The following is an 18322-nucleotide window of genomic DNA, read 5'->3' as shown; positions in this document are numbered from 1 at the left end:
TAAGGTCTGCTCGTGAGCAGACCTCTGGCGTTCGTCGCGATCACCTATTCGTTCGCGATAGTCATGATGGGCACGACAATGCCCACTCCCGTGTACTCGCTGTACCAGGCGAAGTTCGGGTTCTCGGTCCTATTGGTCACCGTCATCTACGCCGTGTACGCGATCGGCGTGTTGACCGCCCTCCTCGCGTTCGGACGGTGGTCGGACTCGTTGGGTCGACGTCCGATGCTGCTGGCAGGCATTGCATTCGGGATCGCGAGCGCGGTGGTGTTCATCTCCGCGGATTCGGTCACCATGCTGCTGATCGGCCGCGTCCTGTCGGGCCTGTCGGCGGGAATCTTCGTCGGTACCGCGACAGTCACCCTCGTCGAGATGGTGCCGGAAAAATGGCGACCACAAGCTCCGGCCATCGCCACCGCGGCCAACATCGGCGGCCTCGGACTCGGCCCGCTGGTCGCAGGTCTGCTGGTCCAGTACCTGCCCCAACCACTGCATCTCACATTCGCAGTCGACATCGCACTGCTGTTCCTCGCAGCAGTGGTCGTGGTACTCGCGCCGGAGACTGTCGCCGTGGCGAAGGGCGCACGCCCGCACATGCAACGGCTGTCGCTACCCGCGCCGATCCGTGGAACGTTTCTGCGCGCCGCGACCGGTGGGTTCGCGGGCTTCGCGGTTCTCGGCCTGTTCACGGCCGTGTCTCCCGGCTTCATGAGTGGGGTTCTCGGCATCGACAACCATGCAGTCGACGGCGCCGTCGTATCCGTGATGTTCGCATCCTCGGCGGTCGCCCAGATCGCGTTACGCGGACTCGGAGCGTCCTTCGCGATGCGCGCCGGCTGCGCCGTCCTCGTGGTCGGCGTGGCCTTGCTGGGCTCGGCTCTTCTTGCCGCCTCATTTGCCGTACTGGTTGCCAGCGCAATCGTGTGCGGCATCGGCCAAGGAATCACCTTCAGCAAGGGAATCGCATCGGTGACAGCCGAGTTGCCCGCGGACCGCAGGGCGGAGGTGACGTCGACGTTCTTCGTCGTGCTCTACATCGCTATCTCGGTGCCGGTCATCGGGGCAGGCGAGGCGGCGAGCGCCTGGGGCCTCGTTACCGCCGGAGTGGTGTTCTCGGCCGCCGTCGCCGCGCTGGCGTTGATTGCTCTCGTTCTATTGGCAATAGAATCGCGCGGGAATCACGCGACAATCGGGTAGATTACATCGATGAAATTCAAGGTGTTCTCTTCACCAATTCACGACGGCTTTTCGGTCATTCAGGCGAGCGACCATTGGCCGTAATCCGGCTTCAGAATTACATTGATGTCGACGGCAATTCCGTCGATTTTCCCTTTGTCGATCTGCACCTGATGCAGATGCGCCGCAGGATGGCGGAAGCCTTTCGGGGTACCCCAATTGTGCTGCCAATACCACTGACCGAGGCCTGCGATGGAGGCGAGCTCGATGGTCGGTGAGTTGGCGTAGATACCGGTGTTCTCCGGTCCGACCACCGATTGCCAACCCAGAATGTACGGCGCGATCAGCGTTGCGAACTGGACGGCCGTCGGATTGTCGTCGATGGACGCGTAGATCGGACGATTCTCTGGCCCACCAGCAGCAAGGTGCAGTTCCAGACCGCGTTGTGCGTGTTTGACTCCGGCCGCGTAGCCGCCCTTCCAGTCCGAGGTGTCACCCTTGCCGAACTGGTAGTTGGACACGAGTTCGAGTCCTTCCCCGGTGAGCGCATCGGCCTCGTCGCGCTTCACGGGCTTGCCGAGCATCCATTCCGCGCCGGGACGACGATCGGACACATACCGAATTGCTCCGATGTGGCCGGCGGCCCGAATCGACTCGGCAGAGGGCACGCCGCCCGAATAGTCGACGAGAGTCCCGAGTTCATCTGCCTGCGCAACCGTCGAATTCACCGCGGCCAGGCCGAGGGCGGCAGCCGATCCCACGGCGGCGTACTTGAACAGTTCTCGTCGCGATACGTGCACGTGCAGTCCCCACATCAGATTTCGACTTCAGGCGGTCGGTGTTCGGCGTGTCGCTGGCATTTCAAGCCACCACGCTGATAGCTTTTCTCGTTTCGGTATTCCACCACACTCACTCCGGTACCGCTAGTCACATCATTCACTGCGGCGACTCTCGCCCCATCTTCACCAGGGACACCCCAAGCTCGCCATGACGCGAGCGGTACGGGTTCACCTACTGTGGGGTGCACGAGCACACACGAGTGAAGGAGATTTCTCTTATGGGCGTCACCCTTGCCAAGGGCGGAAATGTCTCACTGTCGAAACAAGCCCCCAACCTCACCGCCGTCACGATCGGCCTCGGCTGGGATGTTCGCAATACAACGGGCGGCGACTTCGACCTCGATGCGAGCGCTATCGGACTCGGAAGCGACAAGAAGTCTTTCGGCGACCTGTTCTTCGTCTTCTACAACAACCTGCGGTCGCCCGACGGCGCGATCGAGCACACCGGCGACAACAGGACCGGCGAGGGCGAGGGCGACGACGAGAGCATCAACATCGACCTGGCGGCACTGTCCCCCGAGGTCGAGTCCATCGTGTTTCCGGTGTCCATCCACGACGCAGACGCACTCGGCCAGAATTTCGGGCAGGTCGTCAACGCGTTCATTCGAGTGGTCGATCGCGCCGACGGCCGCGAATTGGCGCGCTTCGACCTCAGCGAGGACGCATCGACCGAGACTGCAATGGTGTTCGGCGAACTGTACCGACGGGGTCAGGAATGGAAGTTCCGAGCCATCGGGCAGGGGTACGCATCAGGCCTCTCGGGCATCGTTCGAGACTTCGGAATCAACGCAAGCTGACGTATCGATTGAATAACCGTGGCTCCCAGGGCTTGAGAAACCGACCAGACATGTGGTCGGATCACCACATTCGTAACTTTGGTCTCATCAGTCACAGGAGTCACACATGTCTCGTCGAATCAGTCGGGTAGCAGGAGCAGTCGCGCTGTCTTGCGCCGCGCTTCTCGCCGTTCCGGCGACGGCGACCGCGGATCCCGCACCCGCAGATCCGCTGTCCACCGCCGTCGCCAACCTTCAAGGCCAGGGCGCGTCCACCGCACTCTCCGCAGCCGAGGCCATTGCGGCATCGCGCACCGGCGTCGCCGAAACGACCGACGCGAACCCACTCGCAGCCTTGGATGCTGCGAACAAGATCTTGAGCGATCTCGGAATCACGCCGTTCTTCTACCCGACGGCGTCGATCAACTGCGCTGCAATCCCGGGCATCCCACTCGGCATTGCACCCGCCGTCGCCGGTGCGGCGGGCGGACCGTGGCCCAACATCAAGATTCCGCTGCTGCCGCAGCTGCCTGCATTGAACGCGGTGGAGAAGGGCGAAACCATGTTTGCCTTCGTCCCGGCAGGAGTCGTCGACGATTCGGCGAACAAGTCCGGCATGCAGGTCGCCTGGTTCAACGTCAACACGCTGAAGGGCGGATTCGCCGACATGGGCGGGGCCACCACCACTTTCGTGGATTCGGTGCTCTCCAACGCCAACCTCGATCCGTTCGTAGCCGAGATCGCTCGGACGGCCCTGAACTCCGTCGTCGCCCAACTGCCCGCCGCAGGCGCCCGCCTCGCGCCCGTCGAGACCGGTTCCGGCACCGTGCTGGCCGCGATCTTCGGTAACGTCACCCACAACACGGCTGAAGGCGAGAAGACCTGCTTCTTCTTCCCGACGGTCGGTCTGGCCAACGTCGGCTGACGGATCTCACTTCTCGAAAAGACTGTGCCACAAGATCGGCGCTTCCGATCTTGTGGCACAGTCTTGTGTGCAGTGGCCATTCGAACAGGCCTCCGATAGTCTCGCCCGATGCGAAGCAGGCTGCATCCAACCGACGCCCAGTCGTACTGGATGTCCGCGAAAATCCCCAACGACCAGTTTCTCCTGTTCTGCTTCGAGACCGACGCAGCGTTCGCATCGGTACGCGAGCCAATTCTTCACAACGCCCTCCTCGTCGAGGACCTGAACATCAGAATCGCCGATGTTCCGCTGACGCTCGGCTATCCACGCATCGTTCCCATGGCGGTGGGCACCGCCCACATCATCGATCACGATCCCCCTGGTACCTGGGACGCATGCACCGCTGCCGTTGCCGGATTGTTCGAGAAACAACTCGACCAACACGAGAGTCCCTGGCGACTACATCTTTTCGCGCAGGTGCAGGGCGCGCCTCGCTGCACCGGCTCCGCGTTGGTGGCGGTACTGCAGATCTCGCATGCACTCGGCGACGGCAGAGTTGCCACGTCGCTTGCTCGGCGACTGTTCGGCGACACCCGAGAACCTGCTCTTCATTTGCCCGAGCGCGCACGATGCACTCCCCGCGAAGCGATCGGACGAGCCCGTAGCGCCCGAGAACTCGACAAGCGACTAGCCGACGATGTCAGTGCGGGCCTCGTTCCACCCCAGGCTCCCGGCCGACCGAAAATCCGGGTCAACGTTGCACCGAGCGGGCCGACTTCCATCCGCACCATTGTCAGGCCGAGGTCGGACTTCACTGGCGTCAGCGTGACCGTGGGCGCGATCACCGCTGTCTCGCTTGCACTCTCGCGATACCTGGCGATGCTCGGCGACGGCGTGCCAACCGACCTCGGCGCCGAACTGACCCTCGGCAAGACGGGTGAACGACGCTCACGCAACCACTTTCGCAATGCTGGCATCGGCTTGCACCCCGATACACCGAACCTCGTCGACCGCGCCGAGCGAATCGCCGGCGATATCGCCGACCGCCGCGCTCGCGGCGATCATCCAGCACAGGCGGCACAATCACTCGCAACCGAGCTAGTTCCAGCGGCACTCCTCCATTGGGGAGTTCGGCAACTCGACACCACCGCAGTACCGGACACCGTCACCGGCAACACTGTTGTGTCCAGCGTGTCGCGCGGTGATGCGGATCTGTACCTCGGCGACGGGCCCGTTCGTTTCACCGCAGGATTTCCCGGCCTCTCCCCCATCATGGGCCTCACGCACGGTGTTCACGGCATCGGGAGCACGATGACATTGAGCGTCACCTCGTCGGAATCGGCAATCCCCGATCCCGATGTCTACGACGGATTGCTCCGGGCAGCGGTGGACGAAGTGAGCACGGCCCTGCAGCACTGAGCCCTGCAGTGTTGGGTCTGGTCAGCACGCTCCGGTCAGCTGTCCCTTGGCGGGTGCGCACGGTTCGCGCTCGCTCGACCGACAGTGCCAGAGTGTTCTCAGCATTCTTCGGGTATCTGTCTCAGACTCGCTGGGCATGATGGTTCCCATGACACAGGTGACGGTTCTGGCAGTCGGTGGCACCGGGGAATCCCACCCCGACGACCATCGGAATGTGGTGACCGGTCTCCTGAGCGGTGTCACCGACAATCTGGACAGCAGGTTTGCTGCACGGTGGGTCGGTTACCCGGCGTCGTACGGGCCTGTCGCGATCGGCGGATTGAGTTACCGGCAGAGTACGGACGTTGGGGTCAGGCGCTTGATTGCGGCGATCCGCGCGGTCGCAGGTCCAGTGGCGGTGATCGGGTACTCGCAGGGGTGCTCGGTGATTCGGGAAGTTCTCGGGAAAATCGAGGCCGGTGAGGTGTCGCTGCCCTCGGTTGTTGCTGCCGGGTTGATCTCCGATCCGCAGCAGCCTGCGGAAGCGGTGCCCGGGTGCACCGGCCGAGGCGTCGCCGGTACCGGTCCTGCACTTCCGAGTCAGGTTTCGGTGATGTGGGTCGGTCATCCGAGGGACATGATCTGCAATGCCAGCGACGACAGCTTGATCCGCGACATCGCCGATCTCACTCGGTGGATGTCGTTTCGCACTCCCAAGCTGTGGCTGCGCCAACTGTGGGCACTTATGCGCAGCAATGGATTTCAGAATGCTGCCAAAACCCGCCTCTCACCGAAGCAGTGGGTTCGCGATGCGGGGCGGCTACGCATCGCGGCGATCGAGCTCGGCGGTTACCTCCCTCGCACGCTGGTGTGGCGGCACGTTCGAGTGTCCAATCCGTCCGGTGACCGCCACATCGCGTATGCGAGCGAACCGCTCGACGACAGTGGACTGACCGGCTGCCAGATCATGGCCCAGTGGCTTCAGGTGCAGGCCACCTTCGGACCCTACGAGCTGGCCGCCTGACGTCAGGGCTTCTCGGCCTCGGTCTTCAGCTGAGCAAGCCCCTTCTCGAAATCTTTGCCGACGACCTTGTCCATGGAGAAGACCTTGCCCACGAGACGGAAGAGCAGGTTGTTCTGCCCCGTCATCGACCAGGTGACCTCGGATCCATCGGCGTCAGGATCGATGGTGAACGTGGTGAGGTTCTCTGCTTTGAACGGCTTGGTGAACACGAGGTCGAGCACGACGATCTGCCCGGGCTTCGAATCGGTGATGGTCATGTTGCCCGAGCCGGCCTTGCGGATTCCGGACCACGCGTAGGACGCTCCGACCCCTGCGTCGGGACCGCTGTAGGTGCGCTTCATATCGGGATCGGCACCTTCCCAGGGAGACCACAGTGTCCAGTTGCGGAAGTCTGCGATCAGCGCGTGAATCTTCTCCGGCGGCGCGGAGATCGTCGTTTTACGCTCGACGAGGAAGCTGTTGTCCTGTGGCATGGCGAAATCCTAGTCAGCTGCGCCGACACAGGCAGAACACATGACCGACCGGATCTCGGAACACCGTGAATCCCTGGTGATCCTCGTTTCCCTCGATTTTTGTAGCCCCAATTCCGAGAACATAGTGCTCGGCGGCATCCATGTCGTCGACGACGAGGTCGAGGTGAATTTTGATTCCGTCGGACGGCCAGTCGAGGGGCACGAAGTCGGTGGCCTGCTGAAATGCCAATCTCAGTTCCCCTGGTCCCTGGAGGGTGACCCAATCACTCTCGGATCGGCCCAAGTCCCAGCCGAGAACCTTGCTGTAGAACTCCGCCAGCGCCGCGGGGTCCGGGCAGTCGAGAACGGTGTAGTCCATCGCGATGTTGGGTGCGCTGTCAGGGCTGGGAGTTGTCATGGCGTCCAGTCTTTCCGCATGAATGGACCATGGCAACGCCTAGACGGCTTGAATGCGCCATTCATGCCGAAAGTGTTTCGAAAATTACTGCCCGAAAGCCGGGGCGAATGTGGTGAACCACGCGTCGTGCAGGTGCTCTTCCCAGAAGTTCCACCAGTGCGTGCCGGTTCCGGTGATCCGGACATCGGGGTTGACTCCGGCGGTGCGCAGCGCTGCGACGTAGGCGCGGCTGCTCAGTCCCGATGCTGTTTCCAGCGGAACCATCTGCGCGAACTTGACTGGGTCGAAGCGTGCACTGACCGGGTTGACGGTCGGGTCGGTCAGCGGGGAGCCGGTTCCTGCGGAAACGAAGACCTTGGTGTTGCGGAGTGCACCGACATTGAGCAGCGGGTCGTTGGCGAGCCACGTCGCCGATGGCCATGCGCCCCACATGTTGCGCGCATTTCCGCCCATTTCGCCGACGGACACCTGGATGCCCTGTGCGTACCCGGGGCTGCTGGCCGAAGGGTAACCGCTGAACGATGCAACTGCCTTGTAGAAGTCGGGGTGGTGCGCTGCCAGGTTGAGAGCCGAAGTGCCGCTCATCGACAGGCCGGCGACGGCATTGTTGACGCCGTCGCTACCGAACTGACCGGCCATGACGGGAGGCAGTTCCTGTGTGAGGAAGGTCTCCCATTTGACGACGCCGAGCTTCGGGTCCGGGCGTTCCCAGTCGGTGTAGAACGTGCCGCCGCCGCCGAACGGGATGACCACGTTGACGTGCTTGTCGGCAAAGAACTGCTCGACGTCGGTCTCGATGAGCCAGCCGTTGTTGTCCTCAGGTGCACGGAGTCCGTCGAGCAGGTAGATCGTTGGAGCGGGGCCTCCGCCTGCAGCCTGCAGGACCTTGACCGGGATGTCTTTGTTCATGGCGTCCGAGTGGACGTAGACCAGCGCTGAGTCTGCTTGCGCGACGCCGGTGCCCACGAATGTGGCGGCGAACGCCGCAATCAACACGGTCACGAGTCCCAGTACGAGGCTGCGGGCACGAGAAAACATCAAGAAATCCCTATCGTCCGATTCAGATCGACCTTCGTCGAGGCAGGGTAACAGGAAAATAACGAAGGTGCGCTTCGTCGTCAGATGATCCACCACGCGGCGTACGGCGGGATCCACTGTGTGCCGTCGCGAGCGAGAAGATCGTGCTCGGACAGCACCTCATGTGGGTCGTCGAGCCCGAGATCCGCCAACAAAGCATCTGAGAATGACCGATATTCATTCGTGACATTGAAGACTGCGACGAGGGTTCCGCTCGGGTGCCTGCGCACCAGAACCAACAGACCGTCGTCGGTATCGGTGAGAACCTGCACCGGCGCTTCCGAGTGAAGCATCGGTAGGCCCTTGCGCACGCGAGCGATGCGGGCGATGCCGTCGAACACCCGCTGGGCGTCGCTCCCCGGTTCGAATCGGCCTGCACGGTCGGCGTCGGTCACGGCCGGCCGGTGAACCCACCGGTTGTCGCCTTCGTGACCCTGCTCGCTCGCCCACCCCTGGTCTCCCGGCGACCCGAGTTCGTCGCCGCTCCAGACCACTGGGATTCCTCCCCAGGCCGCAACGATCGCGTGAGCGAGAAAAATTCTGGCAAACCCTCCGTCGGGATCCTTCCGTGTCGGGCCGAGGCCGCTCAGCGCAGCGGCGGTGCCACTGATTCTGCGGTCCCCGGAATCCGGATTATGTTGAAAGACAAGTCCTTCCGCCCATGATCCTTCGAATTCCCCCGCGTACCAATCGGCCAGAAAATGACGATGCCCGACGCCGGTGATACCGCGACCCGCCGCATCGCCGTCGTCGATCGCCCAGCCGATGTCATCGTGGCAGCGCACGTACGTCACCCACGTTCCACTCGGCGGGGTCGGCGGCAGGTTCGCGAGCGAATGTCGAGCCAAATCGGTACTGCCGGAGGCCAACATCGACCAAATATGGACCATCAGACTGTTGTGGTAGGCGATATCGGACACTCGGCCGGTGTGCCGCCCGAGCCCCAGGTACGGCATCAAATCCCGTGGACCGACGATCGCCTCGGCTTTGAACAACGTCGCGGGCGCGGCGAGCCTGCACGTACTGCGCAGCGCCTGAGTGACGGCGTGTACCTCGGGCTGATTCTGGCAGTTGGTGCCGAGCCGTTTCCACAGGAACGCGATGGCGTCGAGCCGGAGTACTTCGATACCGAGGTTCGCAAGGTGCATCACGATCTCAGCGAACTCCAGCAGTACGGCAGGATTGGACCAGTTCAAGTCCCACTGCCACTCGTTGAACGTCGTCCACACCCACCCACCGAGCTCCTCGTCGAAGCTGAAACTCCCCGGCGCGAAGTCCGGGAACACCTCGGGCAGGGTTCGCTCGTAGGCGTCGGGTGTCTCGCGGTCGGGATAGATATGGAAGTAGTCGCGGTACGCCGGATCACCGGATCGCGCCTCGATAGCCCAGTTATGTTCGCGTGCAACATGATTGAGTACCAGATCCACCACCAAGCTGATCCCACGCGCACGCAGATCCGTCGCGAGGTCTCGTAGATCCTCGTTGGTACCCAGATCCGCGCGCACCGCGCGGTAATCCATCACCGCATAGCCCCCGTCGTTGTCGCCGGGACGAGGCTCGAGCAGCGGCATCAGATGAAGGTAGGTAACGCCCAGGTCGGTGAGGTGATCCAACCGATCCCCCACTCCTTTCACAGTGGTGCCGTAGCGGTCGACGTAACACGCATAGCCGAACATCTCCGGTCGCTGGAACCAATCGGGCTGCAGGAGCCTACGTTCATCGAGCCGATGCAGCTCGTCGGGGCGGGCGGCAAACCCGCGGGCCGCGATGGCGACGAGGGCCGCAGCGACCTCGTCGGGATTCGGATACAAGGCCGTCACGGCGTCGTGCAGATCCGGCCACCACTGCTCCAGGCGAAGCTCGAAGCTGTCGCGGCGATGCGGCGGAACGGTGGCCAGAATCTCGCGATGCGCATCGGGTAAAGCCATGGTCGAATCATGGCATGGTTGATAACGGCCGAGGCCAGGTATAGAGGAGACATGACCTCCGTGACGAGCATCCTCGACAATCTCCTCGACCGAGCAGTGGTTCCCGGCTACTCACGGATCGGCGCGACCGTGCGAAGCAGGTTCTGGGGCGCTGACCCGGCGCCGTTCCCGGTGCCGATCGACATCGTCGTCACCGGTGGTAGCTCCGGCCTCGGCGCGGCGACGGCCACTGCATTGGCCAAGCTGGGCGCGCGCGTGCACCTCGTCGGACGATCCACCGAGAGGCTCGAGAAGTCGGCGGGACTGATCCGGCAAGCCGCGAGCGAGGCAACGATCGTCGTGCACGAGTGCGATGTGAGTGATCTCGATTCGGTCGCCCGATTGGTCACCGATCTGACATCGGAGCTGACCGGTATTCATGCTCTTGTGCACTGCGCAGGCGTCATGCCGCCCGAACGCACGGTCACTGCCCAAGGGCACGAGGCCGCGTTAGCGACGCACGTGCTCGGACCGGTTGCGCTGACCGTGGGACTTCGAGAATTGTTCGACGCCGGTTCTCGTGTGATCTTCGTATCGAGCGGCGGTATGTACCCCGTCCCGCTGCACACTCAGGATTTCGAGTTCTCGTCGGGCAAATATTCGGCAATGACGGCATATGCGCGGACGAAGCGGATGCAGGTGGTGGTTACCGAGCAGCTCGCCGAGCACCTCATAGAAGAGAACGATCCTGTCGTCCACAGCATGCATCCGGGTTGGGCTGCAACGCCAGGCGTGACGGATTCGATTCCGCTGTTCGGCAACATCATGAAACCGATTCTTCGCAGTGCCGAACAGGGCGCTGACACCATCGTGTGGCTTGCCGCAGGCGACGAGGCGCTGACCTGCACAGGGAGGTTTTGGCACGACCGCGCAACCCGTCCCACGCATTACCCGTCGTGGCGCAAGGATTCGCCGCAGGCGCGAGATTCGTTGTGGTCGAAGGTGGTCGAGGCGACGTCGGTCGAACTCTGATATTCGCGGAGCTGCGAATTGTTGACAGTTCGAATCCCCCAGCAGTCGCTAGCTCGGCGATACCTTCCGGATAGGGCGGGTCACCTGCTTCGCGACGCACGACGGGATACCCGCGGCGTCCTCGGATGCCAGGCGTTTGTAGGTGCTCGGCGGCATACCGAGCAATTCGGTGAACCGTGAGCTGAACGTGCCGAGCGAGGAGCACCCGACCTCGAAGCACACCTCGGTGACACTGAGATCGCCACGACGCAACAGTGCCATGGCGCGCTCGATACGCCTGGTCATCAAATAGGAATAAGGCGACTCACCGTATGCCAGCTTGAACTGACGACTGAGATAACCGGCGGAGACGTTGATCTCGCGCGCAAGCGCTTCGACGTCCAACGGCTGCGCGTAGTCGCGATCCATCCGGTCCCGAACGCGGCGGAGGCGCGCGAGGTCCCTCAGTCGCCCAAGATCCTTCGGTTGCCCAAGATCCTTCGGTTGCCCAGTTGAGGTCACGTGAGTGATCGTTCCACGGCCTGACGGGGTTGGCCAGGGTGCGTCAGACTGTCGGGGTGAAGATCACCGACGCGCAGCGCCGAGCCCACCTTGTCGCTCGGCATTTCGCGGACTCCCCCACTGTCGAAGATGTCGTGACGTCGTTGTTGGCGTTGCACGCAACTGACCCGGCGACGGTGTATCTCTCGGTTCTGGCGCGTGGTCGGTCGCTGTCGATCGAGGATGTGCGCGCCTCGATGTACGATCGCCGAAGCCTGGTGCGGCTCATGGCAATGCGGCGCACATTGTTCGTCGTCGCGCACGAGGATGTTCCGACAATTCATGCGGCTGCCAGCCTCGGAGTGGCCCGGACCATGCGCGCGAGGCTGATCAAGGAGGTCACGACGCTGCCGACGGAACCCGAGATCGACGACGTCGAGCAGTGGATCGCAGCGGTCGAGAACGCCACGGAGGCGGCGCTGCGTAAGGCAGGAACTGCGACGGGCGCAGAACTGTCCGCTTCGGTTCCGTTGCTGCGGACCGCGTTGCTCCCAACCACCGACAAGGCCTACGACGTCAAGCGATACGTGACGTCGCAGGTTCTGTCGATGATGGCCGCCGAGGGGCGAATGGTGCGCGTCGAACCCCGCGGCGCCTGGACATCGCGGCGGCACGCATGGGCTCCGATAGACCAGTGGTGGCCGGGCGGGATTCCGGAGGTCGACGAGAACGAGAGCAGGCGAGAGCTTGCGCGACGGTGGCTCGAGGTGTTCGGGCCCGCGACGTCAGAGGATCTTCAGTGGTGGACCGGGTGGAACAAGACTCAGACGCGGACGGCGCTTGCGGGGCTCGATACCGTCGACGTCTCGTTGGAGGTAGGTGCAGGAATCATGCTGGCGGACACTACCCTTCAGGAAGGCGGTTCGAGCGTGATGCTGCTACCTGCACTGGATCCGACGCCAATGGGCTGGAAGCAGCGCGAGTGGTATCTCGGCGAGCACAAGGCTCCACTGTTCGACACGTTCGGCAATGTCGGCCCGACAATCTGGTCCGACGGCCGCATTGTCGGCGGGTGGGCGGTGGGCCCGGAAGGCAGAGTGGCGACGGAGGTGTTCGACAAAGTCGGGCGGTCGGTTGTAGCTGAGGCGAAAGCCGAGGCCGGGCGGATCACGGACCTGCTCGACGGACGCGCGATCACCCCAAGCTTCCCGACACCGTTGGAGAAGCGGTTGCGCAAGGGACAATAGTTGGTAACTCGCAGGTGTCCTGCAGTAACATCAAAACATGACGATCAGTCTAGTTTCAGTCATCATACCGGTATACAACGGTGTACCCCACCTCGAAACTCAACTCGCGGCCTTGGCCGCGCAGGACTACACGGGCGAGTTCGAGGTAATCGTCAGTGACAACGGTTCCACTGACGGCACACGCGAATACGTGAGCCATGCCGCTTCTCCGTTTCCCCTGCGCTGGGTCGACGCTTCCGCAACAAGGGGTGTCTCCTACGCCAGGAACGTAGGCATCGATGCCTCGGAAGGAGAGTTTCTGGCAGTCACCGATCATGATGATGCTGTCCATCCAGGCTGGCTCACAGCGCTGACCCGCGAAGCCGAGAACTATGACGCAGTCGGCGGTTCGATCGAAGTGCATTCGCTCAATTCCAGCGAAGTGGCGTTGTGGCGAACCATTCCCCGGCCCGAACAACGGTTCGGATCCTATTATCTTCCCTGGGCACACGGTAACAATTTCGCCTTCTGGCGCAGGGTCGTGGACGAGGTCGGATATTTCGACGAAGACCTCATCGGGGGCGGCGAAGACGTCGACTACTCGTGGCGCATTCAGGAGGCAGGAATGACATTGGGCCACGTACCGGATGCCGTTGTCGCGTACCGCTTGAGGACTACCGTGCGCGCCTCATTTCGTCAGGGCAGCAACTACGGTGGAACAGCGTGCATGCTGACACGAAAACACCACTCGCTCGGCTGCCCCGATCCCTCCCATTTCCTGCAGATTCCTGCGCATCTGGCGACGATTGCATACCTTGCAACCATCAGGAATCCTTGGCTTCCGGGATGGCTCAACCCGCCACCGCGTGGGCTGTGGGCTCACCACATCGGCCTGCAACACGGCGCGCTGACGATGCGCCTACATTTCCTCGATCCTCGGACGCCACACCGACGCAGATCGTCCGGCATGATCGCCTCATGACGCAGCTGGCACTCGAATCGATACGGCGCGAGACTCTTGCGGTGATGAGGCGTCATACGGCCCCGGGAGATCGAATAGCCCTGCTGGACTTCCCCAGCCACCACAACGCGGGCGACTCACTCATCTATGCCGGCCAGGCAGCTTATCTCGACCAGCTGAAGGTCGGAGTCGACTATGTGTCCGATCTGCACACTCATTCCGACGCACTTCTCCGGGAACGGTTGACCGACCGGACCATTTTTCTGCACGGCGGCGGCAACTTCGGTGACCGGTGGCCCGCACATCAGGCGTTTCGCGAACGGATCGTCGCGCGGTTCCCGAACAACAAGATCGTCGCACTCCCCCAGGGCATCGACTACGCCGATCCCGATGCCTTGGCGAAGACCGCGGCGATGTATGCGAAGCACTCAGATCTCACGCTGATGCTGCGCGAGCAACGTTCGTACGACATCGCACGCGCCAACTTCCCGAGCAACAATGTCGAGTACTGCCCAGACATGGCATTCGGTGCGGAGATCGAGAAGAGCGTCGACGGTTCGGCCGTGGACGTCGTCAAACTCCTTCGCGTCGATTCCGAAGGGCTCGATCACGGAGCCGTCGACATCGACTACTCGTCCGTCCAGTACGACTGGGGCGTGCGCGGCAAGGACCTGGCCCTGTGGCAGGTGATCACGCTTCCAACGAGAATTGCCAACAACTATCCCAACACCACCCGGTTGCTCTATCCGGCGCTCGCCCGCTCCTATCGTCAGATCGCGGCACTCAATCTCCGTGTCGCTCAACGCATCCTGAACAAGGCTCCGGTTGTTCTGACGGACCGGCTGCACGCCGCGGTACTGGCCGCCATGATGGGCAAGCGGGTCGTCGCCATGGACAACGCGAACAAGAAGGTGTCGGGGATCTACAGCGCGTACCTGCACCGGTTCGACAACGTGCGCTTCGCAGCGACGAGCGCCGAGGCGGCCGATCTGGTCGCGCAGGCGGTGTTGGACGGGCGATAGCCGTCAGTCGCCACGGACCGAGGCTCCAGCGCACGCGAAGGCACGTGTGTTTACGATACATTTGAGACGTTACCCAAACCCACTGGCCCGTGTCATCGTGCAGGAGCGGCCCCCGCAAGCAACTCCCCGATCAACGTTCGGGCATGCACTGCGACTTCGCTTTGCTGCAACCAGAGTTCGATCGCAAGGTCCCTCACCTTCTCTGCCGAACTTCCGGCCAAAACTTCACCCATAACTTCAAAGACGAGTTGGTGTGACGCGCGACCCGCAACTTCCAGTCCGATACGAAGATCAGACACGGAAACGTGGAGCCGTTCCGCTGCAATCGATTCGGCTGATCGGAGACTGTCGAGGAGATCAATTTCAGGAACGCCCGCGCCCGGCAGAAAAAGCACACACTCAGTCGTGTACTTGCCCCTCTGATCGCCATCCAGCACCGCCATGGCGCGCAGCCGCTGGGAATTTTTGAATAGTCCTGCGCCGCGCACGGCGATATCCTTGCCGCCACTATCGATGACATCGAACTTATCGACGTCGTCCGGCGCAAGCAGGTTCATCATCGCTCGAACCACAGTGGATGCGAGAGCATCTTCGACGAAGACCAGCGCGCAAACCGGAACCCGCTCACGGCCCAGCGCGCGAAGCAATGCTCCTGTACCCGCAACCTCGGAAACGATCGCGCCATTGGAACTCTGTGTGACCTGCAGAAGAAGGGAGGACGGAATTCGTCGGACCATCGTGTCGGAGTGCGTGGCAATGATTGTCTGGCACCCCGCCGCCAATGTAAGGCGCGCGATCTCGTCGATAAATGCGCGATGACCCGGCTGCGCCAAGAAGGACTCTGGTTCATCGATGAGCACAACCGCGTCTTTGTCCGCAATGCGCAGATGTGCCAAGACGAAGTGAACCCAGAACTCTGACGCGCTCATCGAAAACATGTCGACCTCGTGCGACTGGCGGATGCCTCGGAAGAACGGTGCGTAGCCGTCGGGGCCGTCGATTCGGCCGTACTCCAAGGATTGGTACTCGTGACCGGTAATGTCGCGCACGGCATTGAGTCCGCCGCGCGTAATGTCCGTGAAGTCGACAAGTTTAGACCGGAAATTGTCTGTAGCGAAGGATAATTCGCTCAATGCCATGTACGGCGACAACGTCGTCAACCACAGCGGCTCCAGTATTGCATCGAATGCTTCGCGTTCTTCCCGATCGACAGGTCGCGTATAGCCGACTTCTCGCGGTCCATCCCCTGGTCTGAGGGTCAGTCCATACTTGCCACGTAGTTCGTCGACGTGACCATCCGATTCGATAGGCAGCTGCAGCTTTACTTGCCAGCCTGGAAGACCTGCCGCGAGCGTCGACAGCATGTAGCTTTTACCCGCGCCGTGCAGGCCGACCAGCGCAGTCAGTTGGCCGAACCGAACACACTGCGGCGCGAGCACAGGGGACGAATGGATCTGGAGTTGCTCCAGCGGGCCACTCCCTGCGCGGAGTTGTTCCCACACTGCCAGCCGAGGATCAGAATGTTTCGAAGTCACCGATGTATTCTCCCCTGCCACAGCCGATATCGAGCAAACTGAGGTTTACATCCTGATGTTCGATTCAGACGCAACCGGGACGTAGATTTGGGAGCACCCGGTCGCCACCGGATCTACGCCCCCGATTTGCGCCCGACGGCTCACTCCGCGCACAACCGGGTCTTGGATTTCGTCCGGGATCAGACGTTGAAGCGGAACTCCACGACATCCCCATCGGCCATGACGTAATCCTTGCCCTCGATACGCACCTTGCCCGCAGCCTTCGCTGCAGCCATGGAGCCTGTCTCGATGAGGTCGTCGAAACTGACGACTTCAGCCTTGATGAAGCCACGCTCGAAGTCGGTGTGAATGACGCCCGCTGCCTGAGGAGCGGTGTCTCCCTTGTGAATCGTCCACGCACGAGCCTCTTTCGGCCCCGCCGTGAGGTAGGTCTGCAATCCGAGAGTATGGAAGCCTGCGCGGGCCAGGGCGTCGAGACCCGGCTCTGTCTGCCCGACGCTCTCGAGGAGCTCGGCTGCAGACTCAGCGTCGAGTTCGAGGAGCTCGGACTCGATCTTTGCATCCAAGAACACTGCATCCGCCGGTGCGACGGAGCGAGCAAGCTCGCCGACCTTGACGTCGTCGGTGAGGATGGACTCGTCCGCGTTGAATACGTAGAGGAACGGTTTCGTCGTCAGGAGCTGGAATTCTTTCAGCAGCTCGAAGTCCAGCTTGCTCCGCTGAGAGAACAGCGTCTTGCCCTCGTTCAGTACAGCCTGAGCGGCGATGGCTGCGTCGAGCGCAGGCTTGCGGTCCTTCTTGATCCGCGCTTCCTTCTCGACGCGCGGAATCGCCTTCTCCAATGTCTGGAGGTCGGCAATTGCGAGCTCGGTCTCGATGACCTCGATGTCCGCAGCGGGGTCGACACGGCCGTCGACATGCACCACATCGTCATCGGCGAACACACGAACAACCTGGCAGATGGCATCGGCTTCACGAATGTTGGCCAGGAACTTGTTGCCGAGACCTGCACCTTCGGAAGCGCCCTTCACGATGCCGGCGATGTCCACGAACGATACAAGCGCAGGCACCAACTTCTCCGAGCTGAAGACCTCGGCGAGTTTGCCGAGCCGCGGATCGGGCAGCGGAACCACACCGACATTGGGCTCGATAGTGGCGAACGGGTAGTTCGCCGCCAGCACATCATTCTTGGTCAGCGCGTTGAAGAGGGTGGACTTGCCGACGTTGGGCAATCCGACGATTCCGAGGGTAAGGCTCACGGTCTATGGAGTCTACTTTGGCGCGACCACCAGCTCCGACAGCGCCCGGCCCGCGACCAGAGCCGTTGTCGCCAGCGGCGCGAGTACAACGTGGTCGGCACCGGCATCGAAGAACTGCTGAACGCGTCGACTGATGTCGTCGACGCTTCCCCACGCCACGACGGCGTCGACGAGTCTGTCGGCGAGTTGATCGACGTCCTCGCTGGTGAAGCCCATACGAAGGAAGTTCTGGCGGTAACCGGGAACCGACGCGAGGAAGGACAGTGGCTTTCGGGCGAACGCGCGGGCACGCTCCTGATTGGTTTCGAGAACGACGAAAAGATCGATCGCCAGGGACGCGTCGCCCAGGATCTTTCTGGCCTCGGCTGCGTACGCCGGCGTCACGAGCAGTGCGACGGCTCCTGCGGCTCTCTGACCCGCCAGCTCGAGCTTTCGCGGGCCGAGGGCGGCGAGGATCAAACGATCGGAAGGCACGTCGAGCTCGTCGAGATACGTGTTCAACCCGGCCAGCGGCTTCGCCGACTGAGGCCCGCCGAGCCCGACGACGAATCGGCCGGTCCCCTCGAGATCACGAAACAGTGCGCCCACCGAAGCGGCGTCGTAGACATCGACCGGCACGATCCCCGGTACGACGGTCACCGTCTCGGTCGCCAGCACCAGATCCGACAGCCTGGTCAAGCTGTCGATCTGACCTCCCGCCAGCCACAGCGACGTGTAGCCCAACGCTTCCAGCTCGCGTGCGTCGTCGAGGTACGAGTGGCTGACGTCGATCGAGATGCCGATTCTGCCGAGTCCGAGTGTGTCCATGAACCGACGATAAAACCTCGAGTTATCTC

The 18322-nt window shown here is 62.3% G+C and carries 18 protein-coding genes; 9 read left to right on the top strand and 9 right to left on the bottom strand.

Annotated elements, in window-relative coordinates; translation table 11 throughout:
- The first annotated feature begins 12 nt into the window (after nucleotides 1-12).
- Nucleotides 13-1197 carry an MFS transporter gene (locus QMK17_RS02965; RefSeq protein ID WP_283506933.1) on the top strand — a complete coding sequence of 395 codons (1185 nt, stop codon included), beginning with the start codon at nucleotides 13-15 and terminating at the stop codon, nucleotides 1195-1197.
- A 59-nt stretch (nucleotides 1198-1256) separates the two neighbouring features.
- On the opposite strand, the gene QMK17_RS02960 is transcribed toward QMK17_RS02965, so the two are convergent.
- Nucleotides 1257-1976: a DUF1906 domain-containing protein gene (locus tag QMK17_RS02960; RefSeq protein WP_442972681.1), complete on the bottom strand. Its 720-nt coding sequence runs from the start codon at nucleotides 1974-1976 to the stop codon at nucleotides 1257-1259.
- Between the two features lie 257 nt (nucleotides 1977-2233).
- Between QMK17_RS02960 and QMK17_RS02955 the strand changes: the two genes are divergently transcribed.
- The 4 genes from QMK17_RS02955 to QMK17_RS02940 all read left to right on the top strand — a co-directional run bounded on the left by QMK17_RS02955 (nucleotide 2234) and on the right by QMK17_RS02940 (nucleotide 6117).
- Nucleotides 2234-2812, top strand: a complete 579-nt coding sequence (locus QMK17_RS02955) for a TerD family protein (RefSeq protein WP_283506931.1) — start codon at nucleotides 2234-2236, stop codon at nucleotides 2810-2812.
- 106 nt (nucleotides 2813-2918) lie between these two features.
- Nucleotides 2919-3716, top strand: coding sequence for a hypothetical protein (locus tag QMK17_RS02950; protein ID WP_283506930.1), 798 nt, complete (start codon nucleotides 2919-2921; stop codon nucleotides 3714-3716).
- A 108-nt stretch (nucleotides 3717-3824) separates the two neighbouring features.
- Entirely contained in the window at nucleotides 3825-5114 is a 1290-nt protein-coding gene (locus QMK17_RS02945) for a hypothetical protein (RefSeq protein ID WP_283506929.1), read from the top strand.
- Nucleotides 5115-5262: 148 nt separating this feature from the next.
- Nucleotides 5263-6117, top strand: a complete 855-nt coding sequence (locus QMK17_RS02940; protein WP_283506928.1) for a PE-PPE domain-containing protein — start codon at nucleotides 5263-5265, stop codon at nucleotides 6115-6117.
- 2 nt (nucleotides 6118-6119) lie between these two features.
- On the opposite strand, the gene QMK17_RS02935 is transcribed toward QMK17_RS02940, so the two are convergent.
- The 4 genes from QMK17_RS02935 to QMK17_RS02920 form a co-directional block, all read right to left on the bottom strand.
- Nucleotides 6120-6590: an SRPBCC family protein gene (locus QMK17_RS02935; RefSeq protein ID WP_283506927.1), complete on the bottom strand. Its 471-nt coding sequence runs from the start codon at nucleotides 6588-6590 to the stop codon at nucleotides 6120-6122.
- Between the two features lie 13 nt (nucleotides 6591-6603).
- Nucleotides 6604-6987, bottom strand: coding sequence for a VOC family protein (locus tag QMK17_RS02930; RefSeq protein ID WP_283506926.1), 384 nt, complete (start codon nucleotides 6985-6987; stop codon nucleotides 6604-6606).
- A gap of 84 nt (nucleotides 6988-7071) precedes the next feature.
- A complete protein-coding gene (locus tag QMK17_RS02925; RefSeq protein ID WP_283506925.1) occupies nucleotides 7072-8025 on the bottom strand; it encodes an alpha/beta hydrolase in 954 nt (317 codons plus the stop codon).
- Nucleotides 8026-8105: 80 nt separating this feature from the next.
- The gene (locus QMK17_RS02920) at nucleotides 8106-9992 is read right to left on the bottom strand and encodes an alpha-amylase family protein (RefSeq protein WP_283506924.1); all 1887 of its coding nucleotides are present in this window, start codon (nucleotides 9990-9992) and stop codon (nucleotides 8106-8108) included.
- 51 nt (nucleotides 9993-10043) lie between these two features.
- On the opposite strand from QMK17_RS02920, the gene QMK17_RS02915 reads away from it, so the two are divergent.
- Complete coding sequence (locus tag QMK17_RS02915) at nucleotides 10044-11003, top strand: SDR family NAD(P)-dependent oxidoreductase (protein WP_283506923.1); 960 nt, start codon at nucleotides 10044-10046, stop codon at nucleotides 11001-11003.
- Between the two features lie 48 nt (nucleotides 11004-11051).
- Here the strand turns inward: QMK17_RS02915 and QMK17_RS02910 are convergent, their stop codons facing one another.
- Nucleotides 11052-11411: a helix-turn-helix transcriptional regulator gene (locus QMK17_RS02910; protein ID WP_336620121.1), complete on the bottom strand. Its 360-nt coding sequence runs from the start codon at nucleotides 11409-11411 to the stop codon at nucleotides 11052-11054.
- Nucleotides 11412-11560: 149 nt separating this feature from the next.
- On the opposite strand from QMK17_RS02910, the gene QMK17_RS02905 reads away from it, so the two are divergent.
- From QMK17_RS02905 to QMK17_RS02895, 3 genes are read left to right on the top strand one after another with little or no spacing between them, the layout of a single operon-like run.
- Nucleotides 11561-12730, top strand: a complete 1170-nt coding sequence (locus QMK17_RS02905) for a winged helix DNA-binding domain-containing protein (protein WP_283506921.1) — start codon at nucleotides 11561-11563, stop codon at nucleotides 12728-12730.
- A 37-nt stretch (nucleotides 12731-12767) separates the two neighbouring features.
- Nucleotides 12768-13691, top strand: coding sequence for a glycosyltransferase (locus QMK17_RS02900; protein WP_283506920.1), 924 nt, complete (start codon nucleotides 12768-12770; stop codon nucleotides 13689-13691).
- Nucleotides 13688-14692 (top strand): polysaccharide pyruvyl transferase family protein, encoded by a 1005-nt coding sequence (locus QMK17_RS02895; RefSeq protein WP_283506919.1) that lies wholly within the window; start codon nucleotides 13688-13690, stop codon nucleotides 14690-14692. Before QMK17_RS02900 ends, QMK17_RS02895 begins: the two co-directional genes overlap by 4 nt.
- A 92-nt stretch (nucleotides 14693-14784) precedes the next feature.
- On the opposite strand, the gene QMK17_RS02890 is transcribed toward QMK17_RS02895, so the two are convergent.
- The 3 genes from QMK17_RS02890 to QMK17_RS02880 form a co-directional block, all read right to left on the bottom strand.
- Nucleotides 14785-15831: a hypothetical protein gene (locus tag QMK17_RS02890; protein WP_283506918.1), complete on the bottom strand. Its 1047-nt coding sequence runs from the start codon at nucleotides 15829-15831 to the stop codon at nucleotides 14785-14787.
- Nucleotides 15832-16406: 575 nt separating this feature from the next.
- Entirely contained in the window at nucleotides 16407-17486 is a 1080-nt protein-coding gene (gene ychF / locus QMK17_RS02885) for a redox-regulated ATPase YchF (RefSeq protein WP_283506917.1), read from the bottom strand.
- A gap of 12 nt (nucleotides 17487-17498) precedes the next feature.
- Nucleotides 17499-18293, bottom strand: a complete 795-nt coding sequence (locus tag QMK17_RS02880; protein ID WP_283506916.1) for a TIGR03620 family F420-dependent LLM class oxidoreductase — start codon at nucleotides 18291-18293, stop codon at nucleotides 17499-17501.
- Between the last annotated feature and the right edge of the window lie 29 nt (nucleotides 18294-18322).

It is taken from the genome of Rhodococcus sp. G-MC3 (assembly GCF_030063335.1).
Taxonomy (GTDB): Bacteria; Actinomycetota; Actinomycetes; order Mycobacteriales; family Mycobacteriaceae; genus Rhodococcoides.
The sequence above is the reverse complement of the archived record's forward strand: the minus strand, read 5'-3'. Positions and strand labels throughout refer to the sequence as shown.